The sequence below is a fragment of the Amycolatopsis panacis genome, assembly GCF_003600245.1.
In the GTDB taxonomy this organism is placed as follows: domain Bacteria; phylum Actinomycetota; class Actinomycetes; order Mycobacteriales; family Pseudonocardiaceae; genus Amycolatopsis; species Amycolatopsis sulphurea.
Window position 1 is genome coordinate 22,367 of record NZ_QZFV01000067.1, and the last position, 25,867, is coordinate 48,233.

Here is a 25,867-nt window from a genome sequence, read left to right on the forward strand (position 1 = left end):
ATTTCCGGCCCGCCCCGTGCGGGCCGTTCTTCTTCACCGGGTAATCTCCAGGATCGAAATGGCCACCACGACCGACACCGCGCAGCCGACCGCGGGCACCCCCGACCGGGGCTTCCTCACGATCTCGCGTTTCCCGTACCGGACCATCGCGATGGGCACCGTGGGAAGCACCCTCCTCATGCTCGCGGCACTCGGCGCCGGTGGCATCCTCATCCGCGACCCCGTGCTCGGCCACGGCCCCCTGTCGTGGATCCGCTACGGCCACGGCCGGGCGCTCGCCAACGCCCTGCTCTACACCGGCTTCGCGCTCGTCGTCTGGGCCTGGGTGCGGCTCGGCCGCTACGCACTCGCCGGGCGCATCGGCAGCCGCCCGATCCTGATCGCCGCGCTCTGCTGGATGGCGCCGCTGCTGGTGTCGCCGCCGCTGTTCACCCGCGACGTGTTCTCCTACCTCGCCCAGGGTGCCCAGCTGCTCCACGGGCTCGACCCGTACGCCAACGGCCCCGCCGAGCTCAGCGTCCTGCCCAACGTCGTGCAGAACGTGCACCCCCTGTGGCAGACCACCCCCGCCCCGTACGGGCCGCTGTTCCTGCTGATCTCCAAGGGCATCGTGTCGATCACCCAGGACGACATGATCGCCGGGGTCGTCCTCACCCGCGTGGTCCTGCTCGTCGGCCTCGGCATGACGCTGTGGGCGCTGCCCCGCCTGGTCGCCCGCCTCGGCGGCAAGCTCCCCGTCGCCCTCTGGGTCGCGGTGGCCAGCCCGATGATGGTGATCCACCTCTTCGGCGGCCCGCACAACGACCTGATGATGCTCGGCTTCCTCGCCATCGGCGTCCTTGCCGCACTGGAACGCCGGCACGTCATCGCGGTCGTGCTGGTCACCGTCGGCATGCTGATCAAACCGACCGCCGCGGTCGCGCTGCCGTTCCTGGTCTGGATGTGGGCCGCGGACCTCCCCGGCCCGTCGAAGGTGCGGAACTTCCTCAAGGCGGGCGCCGCCTCGGTCGCCCTGTTCCTCGGGGTGTTCGTCGCCGGCACCTGGATCTCGCTCGGCTCGCTCAACCTCGGCTGGTGGTCCGGCCTGAGCGCCCCCCAGCTGATCGCGAACTGGCTCAACTTCCCGACCGGCATCGGCGAGGCCGTCTACACCCTCATCCACCTGGTCGCGAACGTGCCCCCGTCGCCGTTCGTCACGATCGCCCGCGCGATCGCCATGGTCGGGCTCGTCGCGTTCGGCCTCCGGCAATGGTGGCTCTCGCGCAACGGCGGCAAGGAGGCCGTGTACCGCGCGGCGATCACCCTGCTGGCCGTCGCGATCCTCATGCCCCCCACCCTGCCCTGGTACCTCACCTGGGGCTTCGTGCTGATCTCGGCGTTCCCCTGGCAACGGCGCAACCTCTCCGCCGTGGTCGCGGTCTCGGTGTTCGTCACCCTCGTCTACTACCCGACCGGGGAACAGGCCCTCTACGACTGGACGTTCATCGCGGTCGTCGTCGTGGCCAGCCTGTACGCCGCGGCGTCCCTGCTCCGCCCGGACCCGCTCGGCCTGATCTCCGCATGGCGCAAGCCCCGGGAGGAGTTCCTCCCGGAGCCCGCACCCACCGGCCGCGGCTGACCGTCGTCAGGAACTCGCGACGACGGGCGCCAGCACCGCGGACCGTTCCCGCAACCTCGCCTGCACCGGCGGCGCCGCCATCAGCGCCGCCGCGACACCGGACTCGGCGGCCAGCGCAGCGGTCACCCCTGCCGCCTCACCGGTGACGAAACAGGTCGCCGTGATCCGCAGAGTCCCGTTGGCCTCATGCGAAGACGACAGGCACCGCCCGGCCACCAGCAGGTTCGGCACCGCCGGAACCTGCAGCGCCCGCAACGGAATCGCATACCCGGTACCGACCGCGTCGGTGTGCGACAGCCCCGGCGCGGTCGCCGAATGCACGTCCACCGGAAACGCGCCACGCCCGATCGCATCCGGAAACTCCGCGCCGCCATGCACATCGGCGCCGGTCATCGTGTACGCACCGAGGACCCGCCGCGACTCGCGGACCCCGACCCGGTCCGCGACCGCAGTCAGGAAACACCGCGCGAAACCCGGCACCATCGCCCGCAACCACTCCACGACCTCCAGCACCTGCCGCGCGAGCCGCGCATGCGCACTGCCCAGCCACGCGTCGTCACCGGCCGTCGGCGTGCGGGTCACGTTGAACACCACCTCACCCCGCCGCGGCCATGCCGCCAGATGCAATTCAGTGCGGTGCAAGGAAAGCAGCCCACGCGCACGGCCCTGCGCGAGCAAACCGCCCAGCCCCCACACGTTCAGGTGCTCCGCGGAATCCTCCGCGAGCACACTGCCCGGCCGCACCTCCTCCGGATGCGCGCGCAGATAAGCCAGCAGACCCGCACCATCGACCCCACCGACCTTGAACGACAACGACGCGGGCTGCGTCTCCGCGGTGTCGGGCTGCATCGGCGCACCCGCCAGCGCAGCCACCGCCGCGTCACCCGTCGCATCGACCACCACCGAGGACGGCACCCTCCGCAACCCCTGCGGCGTCTGCACTTCCAGCTCGGCAATGCCCGCCCCGTCCTGGCGCAACCCACACGGCGTGGACTGCAGCCACACCGAAACCCCCGCCTCCGCCAGCATGATCGACTGCAGCAACGCCAGCGACGCATGATCCACCGGCGTCCGGGTCGCGGTGTAGCCGACGTCGTCACGCACATGCCCCGGCGAAGCACCGGCCGCGACCAGCCGATCCACCAGCCGCTGCCCGAAACCACCGGTCACCTGCGCACCACCGACGTCGTGAAACCCCGCCGAATGCTCAAGCCACTGCCAGGCCAAGGTCCCGCCCACCGAACCGGACGCCTCGACCAGCACCGTGCGCGCACCCTCCTCCGCGGCCGAGATCGCCGCCGCCACCCCGGCCGAACCACCGCCGGCCACCACCACATCCGGCCTCATACCGGCAACCTCCGTCGCACCAGGAATCCGTAGGAGACCACACTGACCAGCAACAACAGCGCGGCCACCACCAGCGCGGGCACGAACCCGCCCAGCCGGTCCACGATCATCCCGGTCGCGATCGGCGCGAAAGCACCACCGAGGAAACCACCGAAATTCTGGATACTCCCGATCGAACCGACCATCCTGGACGTCTCCGCGACATCGGAAGCCAGCGCCCAATAGGACGCCGTGGTCAGGCTGTAGGTGAACATCCCGGCCGTCAGCAGCGTGACCGCCATCGCCGCGCTGGTGCTCAACGCGGTGGCCCCCAACGCGATCGCGGTCAGCAGCGACCCGCCCGCGATCGTCCGGCGCCGGGCGTCCATCGGGCGCATCCCTCGCCGCACCAGCATGTCGGAGAACCGGCCACCCAGCACCACCGCGACCCCACCGGCCAGATACGGCAGCGCGGAGAGCAACCCGGCCGCGCTGATCGAGAAATGCTGCGCCGACTCCAGATAACTCGGCAGCCAGGTGATGTAGAACCAGAACACGTACTGCAGGCAGAACCCGCCGATGATCATCGCCCAGATGGTCGGATACCGGAACAACCGGACCCACTGCCGGCCCACCCCCGGCGCCCCCTCCGCCACGGCCGGGGCGTTGCTCTGGTTCTGCTCGATGTAGTCCAGCTCCTCGCGGGTGACCCGCCGGTGCCGCGACGGCTTCTCATACGCCAGCCACCAGCACAGCACCCCGATCAGCCCCAGCGCACCGACCAGGACGAACATCAGCTCCCAGTCCACCGCGATCAGCAACGCCGTGGTGATCGGCGGCGCGATCGCCAGCCCGACCTGCGTCGCGGCGATGTACACACTGGTCGCCCGCGCCTTCTCGTGATCCGGGAACCACTGGTCGGTCGCCTTCAACGCGCCCGGGAACAGCGGCGCCTCGGCCATCCCGAGCACCACCCGCAACCCCAGGAACGACGCGACACTGCGGGCCAGCCCGGTGGCTGCCCCGGCGATCGACCACAGCACCGCGGCCACGGTCATGATCACCTTCGGCCCGAACCGGTCGATCGCCCAGCCCGCGGGCAGGTTCATGATCGCGTACGGCCACACGAACGCCGAGAGCACCAGTCCCATCTGCGTGGCACTGAACCCGAGGTCCTCCCGGATCACCGGGGCGGCCACCGAGAGGTTCCCGCGATCGAGATAGCTCGTGATGGTCAGCACGGTCAGCGCGCTGATCACCGCCCACCGGACATTGCGGCCTCGCGGCCGGGCGGGCACCGCCGCACGCTGCGCGGACGTCGTGCCGTCCGCTCTGCCATCCACTGTCATCCGGCACCTCGCTGTGCTCTGAAGGGGACCACCAGGAAATGTCACCGGTTACATCTGGCGAGCAGTCTGAGCGGGCCGGCTCGGTCTGTCAACCGCCGGGACGCCATAATCGTCGGCAGCGGAGGAGGCACGGATGGTGAGCATCAGGGACGTCGCGAAAGCTGCCGGCGTCTCCACGGCGACGGTCGCGCGGGTCCTCAACGGCGGCACGCCGGTCAGCCCGGACCGCACTGAACGCGTGCTGCGCGCGGTGCGGGAGCTGGACTACGTGAGCAACGGCGTCGCCGCGAGCCTTTCGCGCGGCCGCACCGGCCTGCTCGGCCTGCTCGTCTCCGACATCGCCAACCCCTTCACCGCGCAGGTCGCCCGCGGCCTGGAGGACGTGGCCGTCCGGCACGGCTACCAGGTGCTCATCGCCAGCTCCGATTTCGATTCCGCCCGGGAGGCGCAGGTCCTCGCCTCGTTCGCGCGCCGCACTGTCGACGCGGTGGCGCTGCTTTCGTCCAGTGGTGCGGGGGAGGGGGTCTCACGGCTGATCCGCAACCGCATCCCGACCGTCTTCGTCGACCGCCGCCCGCCCGACCTCGACGAGATTCCGCTGGTACGCACGGACAGTCTCAGTGCGGCGAGGGAGGCCGTGCGCCACCTGATCGACCTCGGCCACACCGACCTGGGCATGATCTCCGGCCCGGCCGGGATGCCGACCGCGGCGCAGCGGCTGGCCGGATTCCGCGAAGCGTGCGAAACGGCGGGCCTGACCGTGCGTCCTGAGTGCGTGCGCGAGGGTTTCCTGGGCACGCAGGGCGGTCTGGCCGCGATGCGTGAGGTGCTGGACCTGGCGGTGCGGCCCACTGCGGTCTTCTCGTTCAACAACGTGCTGGCCATCGGTGCGCTGCAAGCGGTCCGCGAGCGCGGCGTGCGCATCCCGGCGGACCTGTCGCTGGTCACTTTCGACGACACGGACCTGTTCCCGTTCGTCGACCCGCCCATCACCGCCATCGAGCAGCCTGCCTACGACATCGGCTCCGAGGCGGGAAAACTGCTCTTCGCCCGGCTCGAGGGGGACGAGACCGGCGGCGCCGACGTCGTGCTGCCGACCCGGTTCCACATCCGCGGCTCCTGTGACCGCCCCGGCCGCTGAGGCGGGCGCACCCTCTTGACAGACCGGCCGTGGTCGCTCAGGGTAGAAATGTCACCGGTTACATCTGCTGGTTCACGCCACTCGGCCCCGGGTGCGCTCCGCACCGTTTCCCTTATCCGGAAAGGACTTCCGATGAGCCTCGATCTGCACGGCATCATCCCGCCGCTGGTCAGCCCGTTCACCGAGGACGAGGAGCCGGACCTGGCGGCCCTGCGCGCGGAGGTCCGCTACCACGTCGACCTCGGCGTGCACGGGCTGTGTGTCACCGGCAGCACCGGCGACGGCCAGATGCTCTCGCTGGAGGACTCCGTCGCGATCGCCGAGACCGCGGTGCAGGAGACCGCGGGCCGGGTGCCGGTGATCGCCGGGATCATCCGCGACAGCACCAAGGAGGTCATCCGCTATGGCAAGGCGATCGCCGCCACCGGGGTGGACGCCCTCCAGGTCACGCCGGTGCACTACCTGTTCCAGCCGGACGAGGACACCACCGTCGGGTACTACCGCCGCATCGCCGGCGAAACCGGCCTGCCGATCGTGATCTACAACGTCATCCCGTACGCGCTCATCCCGGCCACCACCGTGGCGCGCGTGCTGGACGAGGTGCCGAACGTGATCGGCGTGAAGCAGTCCGGCGGCAACATCCACCAGCTCGCCGACCTGCTGCACTTCGCCCCCAAGGGCGGCAAGGTCTTCACCGCGGTGGACGACCTGCTCTACCCGAGTTACCTCCTCGGCGCGCAGGGCGCGATCAGCGCGACGCTCACCGTCGTGCCCGAGCTGTGCCTGGCACAGTGGGACGCCGTGCAGAGGGGCGACCATGCGGCGGCGCTGGAACTGCACAACAAGCAGCTGCCGGTGTGGCGCGCGATCGACGGTCCGAACATGACCGTCCGGATCAAGGCGGCGCTCGCGTTGCAGGGCCGCAACGGCGGACACGGGCTCTCCCCGCTGACCCCGGTGTCCGACGCCGAGCGCGACGCGTTGCGGACCGCGCTGCTGGCCGCCGACGTCAAGCTCGCCTGACCGCGGCAGGTCCCGGGATGCGCGGCGGCGACTTCGCCGACGCGCATCCCGAGGCGTCGCAGCGCCCCTTCGATAGCGCAGCAACCCGCTAGGAGCCGCTCGATGAGCTACTTCGCGAACTCGCCCGACGACCTCGTCGACGGTGCGCTCGCCGGTTTCGCCCGTGCGCACGCCGGGGTCGTCGCCCACACCGCCGACCCCGGCTACATCGCCGCGGCAGCCCCGGCGCCGGGCCGCAGGGTCGCGCTCGTTTCCGGCGGTGGTTCCGGGCACGAGCCGATGCACGGGGGGTTCGTCGGGCGGGGCATGCTCGACGCCGCGTGCCCGGGGCGGATCTTCGCGTCCCCGCACAACCGGCAGGTCTACGAAGCCTCCCTCGCGGTCGCGAAACCCGGTGGCGTGCTGCACATCGTGAAGAACTACACCGGCGACCGGATCAACTTCGGCATCGCCGCCGAACGCCTGGAGCACGACGGCGTCCCGTGCGCGCGGGTGCTTGTGGACGACGACGTGGCCACCGACTCGGAGGACATCGCCGTTGGCCGTCGTGGCACCGGTGCCACCGTGATCGTCGAGAAGTTGCTCGGTGCCGCGGCCGACGAGGGCCGGTCGCTGATCGAGCTGGAGGGCTTGGGGAAGCGGATCGTCGACGCGAGCCGCAGCATCGCGGTCGCCGCCGCTGCGCAGACCTCCCCGAGCACCGGCAGTCCGGCGTTCGAGTTGCCCGCTGGTGCAGTCGAGTACGGCGTCGGCATCCACGGCGAGCGCTCGGGCCGGATCCGGGAGAATGTGAAGATCGACGAGTTGGTCGCAGACCTGGCCGAAACGCTGGTTTCCGCGCTGTCGCTGGAATCCGGCGCGAGGGTGCTCGCACTGGTCAACGGCCTGGGCTCGGTCACGCCACTGGAGTTGTACGGCATCTACGACCGCTTCGCGCGGGCGCTGTCCGCGCGCGGCATCGTGCTGCAGCGGCAGCGGATCGGTGCACTGGTGACCGCGCTGGACATGCGCGGCTTCTCCCTGTCCCTCACCCGCACCGACGACGAACTGACCGCCCTGTGGGACGCCCCGGCCCACACCGCCGCCTGGATCAACGAGGAGCGCGCATGAGCACGACGTCCGAGTGGATTCTCGGGTTCGCCGACCGGGCGTTGGCCGCCGAAGCGCGCCTGACCTCCTACGACCAGGCGGCCGGTGACGGTGACTTCGGTGGCAACATCGCCGGTGCGGTCAAACTCGTCCAGACAGAACTCGCCGGGCTGCCCACGGCCGCATCGGCCGGTGACGTCCTGTCTGCCACCGCCGCAGTGTTCCTCGACCGGGTCGGCGGCACGAGTGGCCCGTTGTTCGGGCTGCTGTTCCAAGCGCTGGCCAAGAGCACCGGCACCGAGCTGACCGCGGACGCGCTCGTGGAAGGCATCGCCGCGGGTCTCGCGGCGATTCAGCGCGTCGGAGAAGCCGAAGTCGGCGACAAGACACTGGTCGACGCGTTGTCCCCGGCCGCGGACGCGGTGCGCGCGCTGGGGCCGGGCGCTTCGCTGCCCGAGGCGTTGAAGGCCGCCGCGGCCGCCGCGGAGAAGGGCGCGCGCAGCACAGAAGGCATTCGCGCCCGTCGTGGCCGGGCGAGCTACGTCGGAGATCACGCCGTCGGTGTGCCCGACCCCGGCGCCGTGACGATCGCGCTGCTCTTCGACACGGCGGGCTGAGCAGCTTCGCGACCCGGGTGGCTGCACAGTGAACTTGCTGCCCTGTGCAGCTAATCGCACGTCAGGAGCCAGCCCAGCCACGCCAGGTATGGACCTCCGTCGCGACGACCGCGTGTTCCGGCGGATGCTCCGCGTACTGCGGATACTTCGCCACCAGCCAGCCAACGAACGGTTCCCGCTCCGCGTCCGGGACCACGTGTGCCACCCCGTCCGCGCGGACCCACCACAGCCGCGACCAGTCCTCGTCGTACTCGTCGGCCAGAAAGCACACCGCCGGGTTCTCCGCGATGTTCGCCAGCCGCCGCAATGCCGTGCTGCTCTTGGGTTTGTGGTCGACGGCGAAGACGATCGTGTCCTCCCGCACCGCGAAGGTCACCGGAACCAGATGCGGCACCCCGCCGGCGTCGGCGGTGGCGAGCCTCGCCACGCGGGCCGCGGCGAGGCGGGTACGGGCTTCCTCCGGGGACAGGCGCATGCGATCACGCCAGCGCGGGGGAGTCGAGGGTGAGCGTGCCGAACTCGGTGTCCAGCGAGGCGGGCACGCCCAGCGGCATCGTCGGCGACGACGCGACGTGCCCGAACCCGAAGCCGCTCAGCACCGGCACCCCCAGCGGCGACAGGCGTTCAACCAGCAGCGCCCGGATCTCCGCCGGATCCCCGCACGCGGCCCACGAACCCAGCACGATCCCGCGTACACCGGCGAACCAGCCCGAACGCAGCAGCTGGGTGAGCATCCGATCGATCCGGTACACGCTCTCGGTCACGTCCTCCAGCAACACGATCCCCTCCCGCGCCGACCCCTGCTCGGCGGTGCCGATCCCCGCGGCCAGCAGCGACAGGTTCCCACCCACCAGAACCCCCGACGCCCGCCCCGGCACCAGCACGTCCGCCTCGGCAGCGCGCAGCACCCGCGTGTGCTCCGGCTCGAACAACGTCCGCCGCAGATGCTCCGACGCGACCTCGTCGAACAACACGCTCGCCGGCATCGGAGAGAGCACCGTGGCCAGCCCCCACCGCGCGTGCACCGCGCGATGCAACGCCGTCACGTCGCTCGAACCGGCCAGGATCTTCGGCTCCACCGCCGCCAGCGCCGGCCAGTCCACGAGATCGACCATCCGCTGCGCGCCGTAACCGCCGCGCGCGGCGAGCACACAGCGCACCTCCGGATCCAGCCACGCCGCAGTGAATTCCGCCGCCCGCGCTTCGTCCGGGGCGGCCAGATACGCCGGGACGCCGCCGTCGGTCCGCACCCCGGCGCCGACCCGCAGCTTCACTCCCCAGCTCCGCAGCACCGGCACCGCGGCGTCCAGCAGATCCTGCGGTACGGGTCCTGACGGCGCCACGAGCGCCACGGTGCCCCCGGCACGCAGCCGGGCAGATCTCATCGGGCCAGCTCCAGCACCGGCACTCCCGGCGGGACGAACCCGAACACCTGCCCGTAGAAGGACAACTCGCCCTCCAGCGCGGCGATGATCGACTCTTCCTTGCGGAACCCGTGCTGCTCACCCTCGAACCGCAGGTACGCGTGCGGAATCCCGCGCCCGGCCAGCCCGGCCACGAACCGGTCCGCCTGCTCCGGCGGGCAGATCTCGTCCTCGGCGCCCTGCAGAAACAGCACCGGCCCGGCCAGCTCGCCGGCGTTCGTGATCGGCGAACGCTCCCGGTACCGCTGCGCGGCCTCCGGATACCGGCCGATCAGCCCCACCAGGTACTGCGACTCGAAATCGTGGGTTTCCCCGCCCTCGGCGGTCCACCCGGTCAAGTCCAGGATCGGGAACTGCACCGTCGCCGCGGCGTAGGTGCGGGTCGTCGTGATCGACGCGGCCGAAGTGAACCCGCCCGCACTGCCGCCACGCACCCCCAGCCGTGCTGGATCGGCCAGCCCCTCGGCCACCAGCGCCTCCGCGACCGCGACGCAGTCCTGGACGTCCACCACGCCCCACTGCTCCCGCAGCCGCTCCCGGAACGCCCGCCCGTATCCGGTCGACCCGCCGTAGTTCACCGCCACCACACCGATGCCGCGGCTGGTGAAGTAACTGATGTCCAGGCTCAGCGCGCCGGCCGAGGCACCGGTCGGCCCGCCGTGCACATGGACCAGCCACGGCGGCAGCTCACCCTCGGGCGCGGCGAACTCCGGGTTGGAAGGCGGGAACAGATACGCCGGTATCTCCGACCCGTCCGCCGCGGTGAACACCCGCTCCCGCACCTCGGGCAGGTACGCCGCCATTGCCGCCAGCTCGTCAGGCTGCGGGGTCAGCGCGACCGTCTTCCCGGTGGCCGGATCCACCTGCACCACGGCACTTTCCCGCTGGGGACCCGCAGCGATCCCGGCGACTCCGCCCGGCACCGCGACCAGCCCGGACGACGACCACACGGTCAGGCCGGTGTCCACCGGCGTCACCGAACCGGCGTGCTCGTCCAGCACCGCCAGCGCTCCCGCGGCGAGCACTGCGAACTGCCCGCCGCCCAGCGGCGTGAACCAGCTCATGCCGAGCTTCCACAACGGACCGCCCAGCTCCTGCCGCACCGGCGCCAGATGCGTCGTGGTCCCGTCGAGCCCGACCCGGTGCAGGTTCCACCAGCCGTCCGGATCCGCCAGCACCAGCAGCTGGTCCGGCGACTCCCACTCCAGCTGGCACACCGCGATCTCCGGGCCGCCGGCCAGCACCCGCGCCGCACCGAACGTGCCGTCCTCGGCGACCGGGGCCACGAACAGCTCGGTGCCGTCCCAGGGCATCGCCGGGTGATCCCACGCCAGCCACGCCGCGTGCGTCCCGTCCGGGGACAGCTGCGGCGCGGTGAAGAACCGGTGCCCTTCGACCAGCACCCGCTCACCACTGCCGTCGAGCCGGATCGCGACGAGTTCCCGCGCGATGTCCGTGCGACGCGGCCCCGTGCTGCGTTCCCGCACGGCCCACGCCTCACCGTCGAGACCGGGCCGGAGGTCGCCGTAACGGACACCCTGCGGGGTGGCGGGCTCCGGCGTCAGCGGCGACACCTCGCCCTCGGCCAGCGCGTACACCCGCTGGTCGGCCCAGTGCGTGAAAACGACCACCGAGCCCACCGCCAGCCACGGCCGCCCGCCGTACTCGTGCACCCGGTTGCGCACATTCCACGGCGCGGGCAGCACATCCTCGGTGCCGCCACCCGGCAACGCCCGCACGAGCGCCACCCGGCCGCTCTCGGCAGGCCGCGTCTCGGCCCACCAGAGCGCGTCGCCGACCGCGGCGAGCCATTGGGCACCACGGCCGGCCGCAGCGGCGGCAGCAGCGGAAACGGGCGAGGTCCAGGTTCCGGGTGACAAGATCACAGGCACCCGATGAGCCTAGCTGCGATCCGCTCCGTGCCCGGATCCGCACGGTGCGCGGCGGAGGCACCTCCTGCGCTGCGCCAACCAGGGGCGGCGGATGCCGATCATGCCACGGTGGCCTAGGGTCGAAGGCGTTATGTCACGCGTAATCCACGTCTTCCGCAAGCCCGACCGGTTCGTGGCCGGCACGGTCGGCGAGCCCGGCGATCGCACGTTCTACCTCCAGGCGTCGGAGGACGTCCGGACGATCAGCGTCACGATCGAGAAGCAGCAGGTCGTCGTCCTCGCCGAGCGGCTCGGCGCGCTGCTGGAGGAGGTCGCCAGCCGGTTCGGCGCCGACGTGCCCGAGCACGTGCCCGACGACCTGGTCGACACCGAGCCGCTGGGGGTGCCGGTCGAGGAGGAGTTCCGCGTGGGCACCATGGGCCTGGGCTGGGACGCCGACTCCGGCGCGGTGGTCGTGGAACTGCTCGCCATCACCGAGGGCGAGGTCGACGAGACGGTGGTGCTCGACGACACCGAGGAGGGCCCGGACGCGGTCCGCGTGTTCCTCACCCCGGTCGCCGCGCGCGCCTTCGCCGAACGCGCCGACCGGGTGGTCAACGCCGGCCGCAAACCCTGCCCGCTGTGCGGGGAACCGCTCGACCCGGCCGGGCACATCTGCCCGCGCCAGAACGGGTACCGCCGCGACGTCGACGTCACCGAGGACTGAGGGGAGCGGCCGTGGCGAGCAGCCCGCCCGGGCCCGGCGAGCCCGGCGCCGCCGAGTTCGTCACCCACGGCCGGATCGACGTCGAGGGCAGGCTGGTCGACGCCTCCAACGTGACCCTGTTCTGCGCCATCGAACTCGACGGCGTGACCGGCCGCGTGGTGTACAAACCGGTGTCGGGGGAGCGGCCGCTGTGGGACTTCCCCGACGGCACCCTCGCCGGTCGCGAGGTGGCCACCGCGATGATCTCCAGCGCCAGCGGTCTCGGCTCGATCCCGCCCACCGTGCTGCGCGACGGCCCGTTCGGCCCCGGCATGGTGCAGCTGTGGGTGGAAACCACCGAGCAGGAGGTGGTCGACGTCTGCGCCCCGGACGAGGTGCCCGAAGGCTGGCGCACCGTGCTGCACGCACACGACCGATTCGGCGAACCCGCCGTCCTCGCCCACGCCGACCACCCGAGCCTGCGCGAACTGGCCGCGCTGGACGTGGTGGTCAACAACACCGACCGCAAGGGCGGGCACCTGCTGGCCGCCGCCGACGGCCGGGTCTACGGCGTGGACCACGGCATCTGCCTGCACACCGACCCCAAACTCCGCACCGTCCTGTGGGGCTGGGTCGGCGAACCGCTGCCCGCCGAGGTGGTGGAGAAGCTGGGCAAGCTCCGGGCCGAACTGGAGGGACGGCTGGGCGCCGCCCTGGGCGAACACCTGACCACGTTCGAGATCCGCGCCCTCACCGAACGCACCGACCTGCTGCTGGCCGAAGCCGTCTACCCCGAACCCGGCGACGACTGGCGCGCGATCCCCTGGCCGCTGTTCTGATGGCCGACCTTCTCGACGCCGCGGCCCGTGCCCGACTCGTCGACCGGTTCGGCCCGGCCGTGCAGGCCTGGTGCGACGCCCTCCCTGATCTGGTCGCACGGCTGTGCCGCCAATGGGGACTGACCGTGCACGACACTCGTCCCGGCAACAGCGGCCGCACCCTGTTGTGCCACAACGACGCGGGCGCCGTGCGGGTGCTGAAACTCTGCCCGGACCACGAGGTGGCGACAGCGGAAGCCGCCGCCCTGGGAGTGTGGGCCGGGCTGCCCCGCGTCGTGCAAGTCCTGCACACCGATCTCGACCACGGCGCGGTCCTGCTCGAAGGCCTGGCACCGGGCACCACACTTACCAGCCGCTGCGCGGACGTGCCCTGGCCGGAGATCTCCGACCTGCTCGCGCAACTGCACAGCGTCCCCGCCACCGGCCCGTTCCCCACCCAGCTCGAACGCGTGCGAGCGATGTTCGCCCTCGCCGAACGGCGCCTGTGCGGTTCCACCGCCGAACCGCACCTACCGCTCCGGCTCCTGCACACCGGCCTCGCCCGCGCCGGGGAACTCGCCGTCAGCGGCCCGATCGCATTGGTCCATGGCGACCTGCACCCGGGCAACGTGCTCGACGCCGGCCCGGCGCGCGGGATCGTCGCGATCGACCCGCGCCCGTGCGCCGGCGACCCGGCGTTCGACGCCGTCGACTGGGCAGTGCTCCCACTGGCCGCGGGCGGCACCCTCGACGACGGACTGGACCGCCTGCCCGGCGAGGACCGCGACCGGGTGCGCGCGTGGTGCATGGCGCTGGCCCCGCTGCTCGCGATGGGGCGGCTGCGCCGGGACGGGCTGACCCCGTTCACCGAGGCGGTCCTCGCCATGGCGGGCTGAACCGGCCACCACCCGCATGCCCGGCGTGGCGCGGCGACGCGGCCCCGCCCGCCGCACTAGCGTGGTCGGCCGTGCGCTCACATTCGTACGACGACGTGCTGTCCCGCCCGCGCAAGCGGAAGGTGCCCGAGGTGCCCGCCGACCCCGGCCTGGTGGTCGAGGACCCGGTCAGCGGCTACTGCGGCGCGGTGGTCAAGATCGAATACGGCAACGTCGTGCTCGAAGACGCGAAGGGACGCCACCGGGTGTTCCCGCTCGCCCCGGCCGCGTTTCTGCTGGAGGGCAAGCCGGTCACGCTCGTGCCCGTGAAAAAGAAGCCCGGCGCCCGGCAGGTGTCCGCGTCCGGGTCGGTCCGGGTGCAGGGCCTGCAGGCCAGGGTCGCGCGCGATTCGCGGATCTGGGTCGAAGGCAAGCATGACGCCGAGCTGGTCGAACGCGTATGGGGTCACGACCTGCGGGTCGAAGGCGTGGTCGTGGAACCGCTGGACGGGGTGGACGTGCTCGCCGAGCGGATCGCCGAGTTCGGCACCGGCCCCGGCCGTCGCCTCGGCGTGCTGGTCGACCACTTGGTCCCGGGCAGCAAGGAGTCCCGGCTGGTCGCCCAAGTCCGTGACGAGCAGGTGCTGGTCACCGGCCACCCGTACGTGGACGTGTGGGAGGCGGTGAGACCGGCTGCGGTCGGGATCCGGGCCTGGCCGAAGATCCCGCACGGGGTCGAGTGGAAGGCCGGTATCTGCGAGGCGCTGGGCTGGGGCGAGACCTACGAGGGCTGGCAACGGGTGCTGGCCGGCGTGCGCAGTTTCCGCGATCTGGAGACGCCGCTGATCGGTGCGGTGGAACGGCTCATCGACTTCGTCACCGAACCGGCCGAATAGTGCCGGGATTGTCCGCTTTTGTGAGGTCACGCGTCGGTCACGGCGGGTCACTTGCCCGGTGCGAACCGGCCCGATCTGGAAATATGAGGCCATGGCAGCGGCTCTGATCTGGCTGATCGTCGGCATCGTGCTGATGATCGCCGAAGTGCTTTCCGGCGATTTCGTGCTGGTCATGCTCGGGGCTGCCGCGTTGCTCACCGCCGGGGTCGACGCGCTCACTGGCAACCCGGTCATCGACGTGCTGGTGTTCGCGGCCAGCTCGGTCGGGCTGATCGCGCTGGCCCGCCCGGCGCTCAAGCGGCGCTTCCTGGCCGGGTCGGGCGTCCCCACTGGCACCGACGCGCTGATCGGCGCGCACGCCGTCGTGGTGTCCACAGTGGACTACGAGACCGGGCAGGTCAAGATCGGCGGCGAGGTGTGGTCTGCGCGGGCGGTGCACGAACAGCTGCCACCGATGGCACCCGGCACCAAGGTGACCGTGGTGGAGATCGCCGGGGCCACCGCCGTGGTGGACGTGATGTCCTGAATGATCCGGGAAAACGGTACTAGGTAAGGGGAAACGCTCTTGTCGACAATAGCGATCGTCGTGGTCGCGCTACTCGCCCTGTTCGTCATCATCACGGTGGTCAAGGCGATCATGGTGGTGCCGCAGGCCCAGTCGGCGGTGATCGAGCGGCTCGGCCGGTTCCGCACGGTCGCCTCGCCCGGGCTGACGTTCCTGGTGCCGTTCCTGGACAAGGTCCGCGCGCGGATCGACCTGCGCGAGCAGGTCGTGTCGTTTCCGCCGCAGCCGGTGATCACCGAGGACAACCTGACGGTGAACATCGACACCGTCGTGTACTTCCAGGTCACCGACTCGCGCGCGGCAGTGTACGAGATCTCCAACTACATCATCGGCGTCGAGCAGCTCACCACCACCACCCTGCGCAACGTGGTCGGCGGCATGAGCCTGGAAGAGACCCTGACCTCCCGCGACGCGATCAACAGCCAGCTGCGCGGGGTGCTGGACGAGGCCACCGGCCGCTGGGGCATCCGGGTCGCCCGGGTCGAGCTGAAGGCGATCGAGCCGCCCCCCTCCATCCAGGACTCGATGGAGAAGCAGATGCGCGCCGACCGCGAGAAGCGCGCGATGATCCTCACCGCGGAAGGCCAGCGGGAGTCCTCCATCAAGACCGCGGAAGGGCAGAAGCAGAGCCAGATTCTCGCCGCGGAAGGTCAGAAGCAGGCCGCGATCCTCGCCGCCGAGGCGGAACGGCAGTCGCGGATCCTGCGCGCCCAGGGTGAACGGGCCGCCCGGTACCTGCAGGCCCAGGGCCAGGCGAAGGCCATCGAGAAGGTGTTCGCGGCGATCAAGGCCGGCCGGCCGACCCCGGAGGTGCTGGCCTATCAGTACCTGCAGACCCTGCCGCAGATGGCGCAGGGCGACGCGAACAAGGTCTGGATGATCCCCAGCGACTACGGCAAGGCGCTGGAAGGGTTCGCCCGCGCACTGGGCGCCCCCGGCGACGACGGCGTGTTCCGCTACGAGCCGCCGAAGGACGACACCCCGGAGCGGCCGGACCTGGAGGACGACGAGGTCGCCGCCTGGTTCGACACCTCCAGCGACCCCAAGGTCGCCGAAGCGGTCGCGGCCGCGGAAGCCGTGGCCCGCAAGGAGGTCGAAGGGCCGCTCGGCGTACCGGCCGTGGAGCACCCGCGTCGCGCGCTCGGCGGCGCGGCCAAGCCGGCCGCCGAGCCGGAGGACGCACCCGCGCCGCCCCCCGCGCCGGCCCGGCCCGTCGCGCCGCCGCCGGTGGAACAGCGGCAGGCGCCCCCGCCGCAGCTCCCGCAGCCACAGCCGCCCGCCGCGCCGCCGGGTGGCCCGTACCAGGGTCCGCCGCAGCAGTTCGGTGGCCCGCAACAACAACAGCAACAGCAACAGCAGCAGCCGCCGGGGAGCGGTCCGTTCCCGCAGCAGGGCCCGTTCGGCGGCCCGCAGGGCGGCCCGCCGCCCCAGCACTGATCTTCACCCGAAACGGTGGCCGCCCCGGGATTCCCGGGGCGGCCACCGTCGTGTTCACGCACCCCTGCCACGGGCTCAGCTGACCAGCAGCGGGTACGTCCGCGCCCGCATCGTCTCCTCGTATCGCGCGACCGCGGTGACGATGTCCGGCCCTTCCACCAGGGCCGAGGTCAGCGTCGCCGCGTCGTAGAGCGCGCTGTTCGCGCCGTCGCCGAGCATCGGTGGCATGGCGTGGATCGCGTCACCGAGCACGGTGACGAGGCCGGGTTCCCACGGGTCCGCGCGGTCTTCGGCATGATCGACTCGGGGACCACCTGGTCCACCAGGTGGCGCAGGCCCGGATGCCAGTCCCGGACCGCGTGCCGCATGACGTCGTGCAGCGTCGCGGCCGGCCGGGTGAAGAAGTCCAGGTCGGTCACGTCGGCGGGCTGCGGACCTGATGGACCGGATCGCGGAACGATCTCGCTCACCAGGAAACGGAGCCGGTGCACCGCTGATCACGGTGGGGCGGTGCGGTTCTAGACTGCGGGCATGACCAACCGCTTAGTCTGTCTCGGCGATTCCTTCACCGAAGGGGTCGGCGACGACGACCCGGCCGCGCCGAACAAGGTACGCGGCTGGGCCGACCGGGTCGCAGCGGTGCTGGCCGCGCGCACGCCGGAGTTCCGCTGCGCCAATCTCGCCGTGCGAGGGAAGCTGCTCGCCCAGGTGCTCGACGAGCAGCTCGAAGCGGCGCTGGCGATGAAGCCGGACCTGGTCACCCTCTACGCAGGCGGCAACGACCTGATGCGGCCCAAGGTCGACATCGACGCGCTCACCGGCACGTACGAGCGGGCGGTGTCGCGGCTGCGGGCCACCGGCGCACAGGTGGTGCTGTTCACCGGCGTCGACGGGGTGGGGGACGCCCTGTTCCGCAAGATCCGCGGCCGCGTCGCGATCTACAACGAGCACGTCCGTGGGATCGTGGCCCGGCACGAAACGCTGCTCGTGGACCTGTGGTCGATGAAGCAGCTGCGCGACCGGCGGATGTGGGCGCCCGACCGCCTGCACCTGAACTCCTTGGGGCACAACGAGGTCGCTATCGAGACACTGAACACGCTCGGCGTCGCGCACGACCTGGCGCCGACAGTGCTGGGACCGCGTCCGCGTCTGTCCACGCGGGAGCAGCGTGCGGAGAATCTGCGCTGGAGCCGCGAACACGCGTTGCCGTGGATCGGACGACGGCTGCGTGGCGAGTCGTCCGGCGACACCTTGAGCGCGAAGCGGCCTTCGCTGGTGCCGTTCGAGGAGTCCGCGGTCAGGTCGTGAGCTGCCGCGCGCGGTGATCGGCGACGTTCACACGGGTGCCGCACCGAGTGGAACAGAACCGGCGCCTGCCATTGCGCGAAGTGTCGACGAACGCGACACCGCACTCCTCACGTGCGCAGACACCGAGACGCCCCGGCTCCTCGCACACGAGGTGCGCGAGGCCCCCGGCGGTGTAGGCGTGCATGCGCTCGACCACCCCCGCGTCTTCGCTCGCGTAGTGCAGATGCGGCGCTTTCCCGTCATGACGAGCGATGTAGGGACGGCAGGCGGCGACGGTGAGCAGATCGTTCACGAGGTCGACGCGCTCGCCCTCCGGCGCTGCGAAGATCGCGTGCAACCTGCGCCCCCACGCGAGAATCTCGGCCGCTTCGCCAGCTTCGATCCGGCTCAAGGCCATACCGTGCGCGATCGCGGTGGCGAGGACTTCCGAGGCATCCGCGCCGCCGCGTTCGGCGAGCGTCGCCACCGCCGCGGCCACCTGCGCGCCCGAGCCGCCGTAAGGGTTGAAATGCACTGAACCATTACAGCACTATCGGGGCATGAACGAAAACCGCTGCCCTCGCTGCGGCTGGCCACTCGCCGAACTGCCCGCCTCCGCGGTCTTCCCGGCCTCGCCGGGCAGCCGCGCCGATTACGTGCGCTGCCTGTGCGGCAGCTGGCTCACCCGCCTCGCCGGCGTGGTCGTCGGCGCCACCCGGTCCGGCTGAGGTCAGGCCAACTACGGCCGGCCACGGCGGAGGTGGGCGAAAGCCGCGTCGAGCGCGGCAACCGGGTCCGGCTCGACTGTTCGGCCTGCGCGGCGCACCGCGCATCGAACCCGTGCGGGGGATCCTGGCGGACACGGCGTTGGCGGCCAGCGCCGAACTCACCGGGGTCACGCCATTCGGACTCTGATCACCAGTGCGCGGGCCGGGCCAGCCGCGCGGGCAGACGGGTGCGATCGTCGCCACGGGCGGTGTTGATCTGGGCCTGGGTGAGGAAGAGACCGCCGGTGAAATCGGCACCACGGACGTCGGCGTCCCGCAGGTCGGCGCCGAGCAGATCGGCCTGCCGCAGATCCGCGCCCTGGAAATCGGCCGCGATCAGGTAGGCGCCTCGCAGGTTCGTTCCACGCAGGTCGGCGCCGGCCAGCCGTGCGCCCATCAGGTCGGCGCCACGCCGGTCCTTCTTCCTGCCCCGGACTTGCGCGCGGACGAGTTCACTGGTCCGGGTGAGCAACGCCCCGGTCCTCGCCCGTTCCCCGGCCACGTCGGTCGCAAGCAACTCGTCAGGCCCGGCTTCGGTGCGCACTGTAACCCCAGCGATCGCCGCGTCGAGTTCGGCGTGGATTTCCCGGCTTGCCGGCAGGGCGCGGGCTTCGGTCAGGTACCACAGGAGTTCGTGCAGCTGCCGCATCATCGGCAACGCGGCGAACATCGCGGCCCGGACCTCCGGTGCGGTGCGCCAGTCCCGCCCCGCGAACGTCACCTGGGAGACCTGCTGTCCGGCGCCAAAGCAATCGTAGCCTGTGCAGCCCGCGAAACCCTTGGTGCGTAACCGGTCGTGGATGCCGCAGCGGAAGTCGGCCTGCAGATTGGGGCACGGATCGCCCGCGGCCTTGTCGATGGCGAAGTCGGCGGAGCGGGTGAACGTCAGCGCCACGCAGCACAGCCCGAAACAGCTCGCGCAGTCGGCGGTGAGCGCGGGGTCGTCGGGCACTGCTTCTCCTTCACTGTCTTTCGGCGCTGTCTCTTGGTTGCTGTCTTTTCGTCAGTGTCTTTGCGTGCCGGTCCTTTCCGTCGCCAGGTTTCTCCCGCTCGGGCCGACTCGCGGGTCGAGCATCTTTCCAGCGTAGCCGTGGCTGTTCTGCTGCTAGCCTCGCCGGGTGGTGATCATGTCCGGCCCCGGCTCAGCCCTCGCGACGGTGGAGCCCGGCGCCGTTTCCGCCGAACTCGACCAGTGGCCCGGCGCCGGGGATCCGGCCGCTTTGCTCGCCGGGATCGCGGACTGGCTCAGCGGATACGGCAACCCGCTGACCCGCCGGACGTACGGCGAAGGCCTCGGCCTGCCGGTCACCGCCGACACAATCCGCGCCTGGCAACGCCCCGGCGACACCACCGCAGCGTGGAACGACGCACTCGCGGCCTACGCCGCCGCGCTACGCGTTTCACTCACCCCCGCACCGCAGCCTGCGCGGCGCGCCGGACCGCCACCCGCCGCGCCGGGCAGGCTGCGGCACCTGCACTGGTTCCGCTGGTGCGCTGCCCGCCTGCTCGACCCCGGCCACGCCACCACCGGCGACGTCAAGAACTGGCTCGACGCCCTCACCGACGCAGGCGCCGCACCCGCGACCCGGGACCGCATGCTCGCCACGGTGAAGACTCTCTACAGCCACCTCGCCGACTGCGGCCTGGCCGCTGCCAACCCCGCCGCACTCAGCCGGCGACGGCTGGGCCTCACCGCCGCGACGCAAAGCACGTCGGCCACCGTCACGCTCACCGCGCGCCAGGTCGCCGCCCTGCACGCCGCTGCTGCCGCCCCCCGCCGCGGCGCGAGCCCCGTCGACACAGCCCGGGCTGCCGCCGTCGTCACGCTGTTCACGCTGGGGCTGCGTGTGAGCGAACTGTGCGCCCTCGACGAACGCGACCTCCACGTAACCCGGGGCCGCCGTGCACTGCGAGTCCACGGCAAAGGCGGCAAGTCCCGCGTCGTCTACCTCAGCCGCCCCGCCGAAGACGCCCTCGCCACCTACCAGACACGCGCCGGCACCCCATCGGCCACCGTCGCCCGCCGCGGTACCACCGCGAGCGGCGAGGACCGCCCACTCCTGCGTACCCGCACCGGCCGCCGCTTCCAACGCCAGGCGATCTGGCAGCTGCTCCGCCGCGTCGCCGCCGGCAGCGGTGCCGACCTCGCCACCGTCGCCGACTCGCTGCACCCGCACGCCCTGCGCCACTTCTACGTCACCACAGCCGTGGAAGCCGGCGCCAACCTCGACCACGTCCAAGCCGACGTCGGCCACAGCAGCATCGACACCACCCGCGGCGTCTACGACCACGCCGCCCGGGACCCGGCCCGCAGTGCCGTCGACCTCGTCGCGGAGACGTGGCACCCGGAATGATCGGATGCTTCGGGGCGGCCGGGCGCTTGGGTGGCTCGGCGCGTTGGAGTGATCTGGTACCCGAGGTGGGGTGGCACCTGGGTGATGCGGCATCCCGATCGCGGGTGGCCGGGGCGATGTGGTGGCCCGCAGTGACGCGCGTCGGTAGCGCGCCGAGCGCGTCAGACGACACATCAAGATGTGACGTGGGGACGTCCGGTCTGTTCTGCGGCCGAAGTGCCGCGTCACAACAGTCGAGTTCCCTGGTGGTGATCAGGCTGCCGCGCGTGTGTGAGCTGCGGAAACGATTATACCTTGGGGTTAGATACGGCGTGTATACCTCGTAGGTATAGTTGCCTCGTCCGCTGTACGAGTGGATCCCTCGCCCAGGGATGGGTGCGGCCCGGTCGGCTGTGGGGAGCGGCCGGACCCAGGGGGCTGTTGTGCTGAAGAGAGGGTGTATGTCGGTTACCCATACCTTGTTGGGGCTGCTCGAAGCGGCGCCGCGGCATGGTTATGACCTGAAGAAGGTTTACGACGAGCAGTTCGGGCACGATCGGCCGTTGGCTTATGGCCAGGTGTATTCGACCCTGGCGCGATTGTTGCGCAACGGCCTGGTCGAGGTCTCCGGTGTCGAGCAGGGGGAAGGGCCGGACCGCAAGCGGTACACGATCACCGATGCCGGGGTGACCGATGTGGCGCAGTGGTTGTCCACCCCGGAAAGTCCGCAGCCGTATCTGCAGAACACGCTGTACACCAAGGTGGTGCTGGCGCTGCTGTCCGGACGTAGCGCCGTCGAGGTGCTCGACATCCAGCGGGGCGAGCATGTGGCCGCCATGCGCACGTTCACCCAACGCAAGATCCACGGCAATCTGGCCGATCACCTGATCTGCGATCACGCACTGTTTCATCTGGAGGCTGACCTGCGGTGGCTGGAACTCACCGCGGCCAGGCTCGACGAGCTCGCGACGGCGGTGCGGTCGTGAACCAACCGTTGATCGTGGCGAGCGATGTGCACAAGTCGTTCGGGAGCACTACCGCGCTGCGCGGAGCGAGTGTCGAGGTCACCGCCGGTGAGGTACTGGCCGTCATGGGGCCGTCCGGATCGGGCAAGTCCACCCTGCTGCACTGTCTGGCCGGGATCATCGCCCCGGATTCGGGGAGCATCCAGTACGGCGGGCTCGACCTGGTCGCGATGAGCGACAAGCAGCGCAGTGCGTTGCGGCGTACCGAGTTCGGGTTCGTGTTCCAGTTCGGGCAGTTGGTACCGGAGTTGACCTGTCTGGAGAACGTGGCGTTGCCGCTCCGTTTGGCCGGAACCGCCCGCAAGACCGCCGAGGCCAAGGCGATGGAGTGGCTGGAGCGGCTGGAGGTCGAGGGTGTGGCGGCCAAGCGCCCGGGGGATGCCTCGGGCGGACAGGGGCAGCGGGTCGCGGTCGCACGAGCCTTGGTAACCGGGCCGAAGGTGGTGTTCGCCGATGAACCAACCGGAGCACTGGATTCGCTGAATGGGGAAAAGGTGATGCGGATGCTCACCGAGGCTGCCCGGGAGACCAATGCGGCGGTGGTGCTGGTGACCCATGAGCCACGGGTGGCGGCGTATTCCGATCGCGAGGTCGTAGTCCGCGATGGCGTCGCGACCGTGCGGGGCCTGGCGGCATGATCCGGGATTTCGCGTTGGGGCTCCGGCTGGCTATCGGGGGCGGCCGGATCTCCGGGCAGGCGCTGCTGCGCCTGGCGATGACCACGTTCGGCATCGCGTTGGCCGTCGCGGTGCTGCTGCCCGCCGCGTCGTTCGGCAACCTGATGGGCCAGCGAGAGGATCGCAAGGCCGCGAGCCACGAGGTCGAGAGCGCGCTGCCGGGAATCACGCCATTGCTGGTCATGCACTCCGGGATGGAGTTCCACGGCCAGTACATCAATACACGGGTTCTCGCCCCCACCGGCAGCACGGCACCCGTTCCACCAGGGCTCTCCCGAATACCTGCTGCCGGCGAACTGGTGGTGTCCCCAGCGGTGCAGGAGATCCTGGATTCGCCAGTGGGTGCGGCGTTGCGGGCCCGGTTTCCGGGCACGGTCGTCGGCACGATCAGCAAGGCCGGGGTGAAAGACCCCGGTGACCTGACGTTGTTCGCCGGGGCACGCCCCGATGAACTCCCCACCGACAAGCGGGTCAGCAAGGTCTACAGCTTCGGTGAGCCGAGCCGCGAATTCGAGGCAGGAGCCACCAAGCTGTTGTTCCTCGCACCGGCTTCGGTGATGTTGCTGTTGCCCCTGCTGGTGTTCGTGACCACGGCGTCACGGATGGGTGCGGCGCAGCGGGACCGGCGACTGGCCGCGTTGCGGCTGATCGGCCTGGACGGGCGGCAGGTTCGCCGGGTCGCGGCGGGCGAGTCCCTGGTCGGCGCGGTCGCGGGCCTGCTGGTCGGTGTCGGCTTGTTCCTGGTGCTGCGCAGCCAGATCGGCAAACTGGACCTGTTCGGCCTACGGGTCTACGGCGAGGATTTTGTGCCCGCGTGGCCGTGGGTCGCACTGATCGTGGTGCTGATACCCACGCTGGCGATCGGAGCGGCCCTGTTCGGGTTGCGCCGTACGGTCGTCGACCCCCTTGGCGTGGTGCGCATCGGCAAAGCCCCACGGCGACGGATGTGGTGGCGCTGGACGATCCTCGCCCTCGGCGGGCTCCTGATGATCACCATTATGTTCGCGGAGAAGCGATCGGCAAGCACCCTGACCTTGGTCGCGGTCACCGCGGGTAGCGCGCTGTCGCTGATCGGGGTGGCCACCCTCTTGCCCTGGGCGGTCGAACGGCTGGTCCGTGGCATCCGCGGAGGGTCACCGTCGTGGCAGTTGGCGATCCGACGCCTGCAGCTGGACAGCGGCACCGCCAGCCGCGTGGTATCCGGTCTGGTGGTCGTCCTGGCCGGCGCAGTCCTGATCCAAGCCTTGGTGGCTTCCCTCGGCGCCAGTGACTCCAGCAAAACCGGCCTGTCCACACTCGGTACCGCGTCGGTGCAGGTATCGACCGGACAGGGCATGGCCGAGGACGCGGTACAACGGATCAAGGCCGCGCCGGGTATCACCGCGGTGCAGACCCTCAACAGCGCGTATGCCAGGACGGCGACCGGATCGGCTGGCACACCCGTGCAGATCGGCGACTGTGCGGCGCTGGCGCTGCGCGCGAAACTGCCCTCCTGCGCCGACGGAGCCGCGTTCTATGTGGACCCCGACCCGCAGGACGGCTACGGGGCGGAGCTGACGGCACCGACCGGTGTGCTGCGGTTGTCCGACTCCCACCAGGACGGCAAATCCGCCGAGGGTACACAGTGGACAGTACCGGATTCGCTGCAGCACATCCCCGCGGCGAACGCTGTGCAGTACACGAGCGGTCTTCTGCTGCTGACCCCGGGGGCTTTGGCCGGTATCCAGCTCTCGGCTGCCTCGCCCACGTTCTACGTCTCCGGACAGGGCACTCCGGACGAGGTGTCCGATCGGGCCGGGGCGGCAGTGCGCCCGTTGGGATGGCAGACCAGTGTCATTACTATCGGCATGCAGGCCTTCCAGGCCGACACTGATCGTACCGCTAGCCAGATCCGCAGCGCCCTGCTGTTCGTATCGGTGTTCGTGTTGTCCATCGCCGCGCTCAGTCTGCTGCTGCTGTCGGTGGAGCAGATCACCGAACGGCGCCGTCCGCTGGCCGCACTGTCCGCATCCGGAGTGCCGGTCTCGGTGCTGGCAAAGGGATCGCTATGGCAGACCGCGATCCCGGTCGGGGTCGGGGTGGTACTGGCGGTGGCCACCGGGATCGGCGTGACCACCCCGATCCTGCGGCTCGCCGGCCTGCCCTACACCTTCGATGTGGGTGCCATCGCCATCCTCATCGGGGCGGCCGTGCTGGCGGTAGTGGCGGTAACCGCGGCGACCTTGCCACTGCTGCGGTCGGTCACCCGCCTCGACGGCCTCCGCGCGGAATAGCCACCCGTCTCGGTACCCCGCGCAGCGTGGCGTGGGGTACCGAGACGGATACGGCCGACCAGCATCCAGCCCGCCACCGAAAGCGGGCTGGATGTCGCTATCCCATATCCTGCCGGGCCTGCTCGAAGCACAACCACGACACGGCTAGGACCCGAACAAGAGCCACGTCAACCGGTTCGGCCGAACCGGCCCCCCTACCCTGCGGGCACATCGACACCACTCTGGCGCGCCTGTACCCGCAGGCCGTGGCCGTGGCCGCCGAGCACACTGGCACAGGGGCAAGACCGCCAGTTCCAGCTTATGACCTGGGGATTCAGGGCTCAGCGCCACTTTTCGTTCCCCCGTGTCCAACAGGCCGGCTGGCACAGGTCGCCGACCTCACCCGAAATGACACCTGTCCCAGCGGCTACGACTGCTGCATCACTGGAGTGAGCCACCCTCAGCTGCAGCGAGTGACGATGGCTGCGGCTCGTGATTCGTGCGGTGGCACTGCGACGATCGACGGCCACGGTGGCCTCCTGGTCATGCACGCCGAGAATGCGGCGATTGCCACCTTAGGCACCTCCCGACCGTGCTCGGCACCGATCCGTACCGTCCTGCTGATCCGTCCGCCGGGAGGTACGACGGGGGAGTGACATGGCCCTCCGCCGAGCGCTCGGCGGAGAGGCAACAACTTTTGTGGCCCGCCGTTGGTGGAGCCCCTCGGCGGCAACGGACTGGCCCGCAGCGCCTTTCGGTCGCGCCGGGCAA

General features: G+C 70.8%; 25 protein-coding genes. 17 read left to right on the plus strand and 8 right to left on the minus strand.

The window, feature by feature from the left end; all coding sequences use genetic code 11:
• Window positions 1-16: 16 nt before the first annotated feature.
• Entirely contained in the window at window positions 17-1,618 is a 1,602-nt protein-coding gene (gene mptB, locus D5S19_RS08835; RefSeq protein ID WP_267901090.1) for a polyprenol phosphomannose-dependent alpha 1,6 mannosyltransferase MptB, read from the plus strand.
• A gap of 6 nt (window positions 1,619-1,624) precedes the next feature.
• Here the strand turns inward: mptB and D5S19_RS08840 are convergent, their stop codons facing one another.
• Both D5S19_RS08840 and D5S19_RS08845 read right to left on the minus strand, forming a co-directional pair.
• A complete protein-coding gene (locus D5S19_RS08840) occupies window positions 1,625-2,965 on the minus strand; it encodes an FAD-dependent oxidoreductase (RefSeq protein ID WP_120022869.1) in 1,341 nt (446 codons plus the stop codon).
• Window positions 2,962-4,293 carry an MFS transporter gene (locus D5S19_RS08845; RefSeq protein WP_120022870.1) on the minus strand — a complete coding sequence of 444 codons (1,332 nt, stop codon included), beginning with the start codon at window positions 4,291-4,293 and terminating at the stop codon, window positions 2,962-2,964. Before D5S19_RS08845 ends, D5S19_RS08840 begins: the two co-directional genes overlap by 4 nt.
• A gap of 133 nt (window positions 4,294-4,426) precedes the next feature.
• Here D5S19_RS08845 and D5S19_RS08850 point away from each other — a divergent pair, with 133 nt between their 5' ends.
• The 4 genes from D5S19_RS08850 (at window position 4,427) to dhaL (ending at window position 8,163) form a co-directional block, all read left to right on the plus strand.
• On the plus strand, window positions 4,427-5,434 hold the full coding sequence (locus D5S19_RS08850; protein WP_120022871.1) for a LacI family DNA-binding transcriptional regulator: 1,008 nt from the start codon (window positions 4,427-4,429) through the stop codon (window positions 5,432-5,434).
• Between the two features lie 132 nt (window positions 5,435-5,566).
• Window positions 5,567-6,457, plus strand: a complete 891-nt coding sequence (locus tag D5S19_RS08855) for a dihydrodipicolinate synthase family protein (protein WP_120022872.1) — start codon at window positions 5,567-5,569, stop codon at window positions 6,455-6,457.
• A 102-nt stretch (window positions 6,458-6,559) separates the two neighbouring features.
• A complete protein-coding gene (locus D5S19_RS08860; protein ID WP_120022873.1) occupies window positions 6,560-7,567 on the plus strand; it encodes a dihydroxyacetone kinase subunit DhaK in 1,008 nt (335 codons plus the stop codon).
• The gene (gene dhaL, locus D5S19_RS08865) at window positions 7,564-8,163 is read left to right on the plus strand and encodes a dihydroxyacetone kinase subunit DhaL (RefSeq protein WP_120022874.1); all 600 of its coding nucleotides are present in this window, start codon (window positions 7,564-7,566) and stop codon (window positions 8,161-8,163) included. Before D5S19_RS08860 ends, dhaL begins: the two co-directional genes overlap by 4 nt.
• Before the next feature lie 61 nt (window positions 8,164-8,224).
• On the opposite strand, the gene D5S19_RS08870 is transcribed toward dhaL, so the two are convergent.
• The 3 genes from D5S19_RS08870 to D5S19_RS08880 are packed head-to-tail and all read right to left on the minus strand — an operon-like array spanning window position 8,225 to window position 11,479.
• Entirely contained in the window at window positions 8,225-8,638 is a 414-nt protein-coding gene (locus tag D5S19_RS08870; protein ID WP_199730408.1) for a TIGR03668 family PPOX class F420-dependent oxidoreductase, read from the minus strand.
• Between the two features lie 4 nt (window positions 8,639-8,642).
• Window positions 8,643-9,548, minus strand: coding sequence for a S66 peptidase family protein (locus D5S19_RS08875; protein WP_120022875.1), 906 nt, complete (start codon window positions 9,546-9,548; stop codon window positions 8,643-8,645).
• Window positions 9,545-11,479, minus strand: coding sequence for a S9 family peptidase (locus D5S19_RS08880; RefSeq protein ID WP_120022876.1), 1,935 nt, complete (start codon window positions 11,477-11,479; stop codon window positions 9,545-9,547). The genes D5S19_RS08875 and D5S19_RS08880 overlap by 4 nt, the downstream gene beginning before the upstream one ends.
• A gap of 130 nt (window positions 11,480-11,609) precedes the next feature.
• Between D5S19_RS08880 and D5S19_RS08885 the strand changes: the two genes are divergently transcribed.
• The 6 genes from D5S19_RS08885 to D5S19_RS08910 all read left to right on the plus strand — a co-directional run bounded on the left by D5S19_RS08885 (window position 11,610) and on the right by D5S19_RS08910 (window position 16,755).
• Window positions 11,610-12,185, plus strand: a complete 576-nt coding sequence (locus tag D5S19_RS08885; RefSeq protein WP_098510069.1) for a DUF3090 domain-containing protein — start codon at window positions 11,610-11,612, stop codon at window positions 12,183-12,185.
• Between the two features lie 11 nt (window positions 12,186-12,196).
• Window positions 12,197-13,003, plus strand: coding sequence for an SCO1664 family protein (locus D5S19_RS08890; RefSeq protein ID WP_120022877.1), 807 nt, complete (start codon window positions 12,197-12,199; stop codon window positions 13,001-13,003).
• A complete protein-coding gene (locus tag D5S19_RS08895) occupies window positions 13,003-13,878 on the plus strand; it encodes an aminoglycoside phosphotransferase family protein (protein WP_120022878.1) in 876 nt (291 codons plus the stop codon). Before D5S19_RS08890 ends, D5S19_RS08895 begins: the two co-directional genes overlap by 1 nt.
• 71 nt (window positions 13,879-13,949) lie before the next feature.
• A complete protein-coding gene (locus tag D5S19_RS08900; RefSeq protein WP_120022879.1) occupies window positions 13,950-14,753 on the plus strand; it encodes a DUF3097 domain-containing protein in 804 nt (267 codons plus the stop codon).
• A 91-nt stretch (window positions 14,754-14,844) separates the two neighbouring features.
• Window positions 14,845-15,279 (plus strand): NfeD family protein, encoded by a 435-nt coding sequence (locus tag D5S19_RS08905; protein WP_120022880.1) that lies wholly within the window; start codon window positions 14,845-14,847, stop codon window positions 15,277-15,279.
• A gap of 111 nt (window positions 15,280-15,390) precedes the next feature.
• Complete coding sequence (locus tag D5S19_RS08910; RefSeq protein ID WP_407641736.1) at window positions 15,391-16,755, plus strand: SPFH domain-containing protein; 1,365 nt, start codon at window positions 15,391-15,393, stop codon at window positions 16,753-16,755.
• A 75-nt stretch (window positions 16,756-16,830) separates the two neighbouring features.
• Here D5S19_RS08910 and D5S19_RS32940 read toward each other — a convergent pair whose 3' ends face one another.
• Window positions 16,831-17,007, minus strand: a complete 177-nt coding sequence (locus tag D5S19_RS32940; protein WP_233573784.1) for an FAD-dependent oxidoreductase — start codon at window positions 17,005-17,007, stop codon at window positions 16,831-16,833.
• Window positions 17,008-17,286: 279 nt separating this feature from the next.
• Here D5S19_RS32940 and D5S19_RS08920 point away from each other — a divergent pair, with 279 nt between their 5' ends.
• Entirely contained in the window at window positions 17,287-18,063 is a 777-nt protein-coding gene (locus D5S19_RS08920) for an SGNH/GDSL hydrolase family protein (protein ID WP_120022881.1), read from the plus strand.
• Here the strand turns inward: D5S19_RS08920 and D5S19_RS08925 are convergent.
• A complete protein-coding gene (locus D5S19_RS08925; protein WP_120022882.1) occupies window positions 18,053-18,577 on the minus strand; it encodes a CGNR zinc finger domain-containing protein in 525 nt (174 codons plus the stop codon). The genes D5S19_RS08920 and D5S19_RS08925 overlap by 11 nt on opposite strands.
• 25 nt (window positions 18,578-18,602) lie before the next feature.
• Here D5S19_RS08925 and D5S19_RS32395 point away from each other — a divergent pair, with 25 nt between their 5' ends.
• Window positions 18,603-18,770: a hypothetical protein gene (locus D5S19_RS32395; protein WP_199730410.1), complete on the plus strand. Its 168-nt coding sequence runs from the start codon at window positions 18,603-18,605 to the stop codon at window positions 18,768-18,770.
• Window positions 18,771-18,957: 187 nt separating this feature from the next.
• Here the strand turns inward: D5S19_RS32395 and D5S19_RS08935 are convergent, their stop codons facing one another.
• Window positions 18,958-19,761, minus strand: coding sequence for a pentapeptide repeat-containing protein (locus D5S19_RS08935; RefSeq protein WP_120022883.1), 804 nt, complete (start codon window positions 19,759-19,761; stop codon window positions 18,958-18,960).
• 175 nt (window positions 19,762-19,936) lie between these two features.
• Here D5S19_RS08935 and D5S19_RS08940 point away from each other — a divergent pair, with 175 nt between their 5' ends.
• The 4 genes from D5S19_RS08940 to D5S19_RS08955 all read left to right on the plus strand — a co-directional run bounded on the left by D5S19_RS08940 (window position 19,937) and on the right by D5S19_RS08955 (window position 25,117).
• On the plus strand, window positions 19,937-21,163 hold the full coding sequence (locus D5S19_RS08940) for a tyrosine-type recombinase/integrase (protein ID WP_120022927.1): 1,227 nt from the start codon (window positions 19,937-19,939) through the stop codon (window positions 21,161-21,163).
• Between the two features lie 440 nt (window positions 21,164-21,603).
• Entirely contained in the window at window positions 21,604-22,128 is a 525-nt protein-coding gene (locus tag D5S19_RS08945) for a PadR family transcriptional regulator (RefSeq protein WP_120022884.1), read from the plus strand.
• Window positions 22,125-22,805, plus strand: coding sequence for an ABC transporter ATP-binding protein (locus D5S19_RS08950; RefSeq protein WP_120022885.1), 681 nt, complete (start codon window positions 22,125-22,127; stop codon window positions 22,803-22,805). The genes D5S19_RS08945 and D5S19_RS08950 overlap by 4 nt, the downstream gene beginning before the upstream one ends.
• On the plus strand, window positions 22,802-25,117 hold the full coding sequence (locus tag D5S19_RS08955; RefSeq protein ID WP_120022886.1) for an FtsX-like permease family protein: 2,316 nt from the start codon (window positions 22,802-22,804) through the stop codon (window positions 25,115-25,117). The genes D5S19_RS08950 and D5S19_RS08955 overlap by 4 nt, the downstream gene beginning before the upstream one ends.
• Window positions 25,118-25,867: the final 750 nt, after the last annotated feature.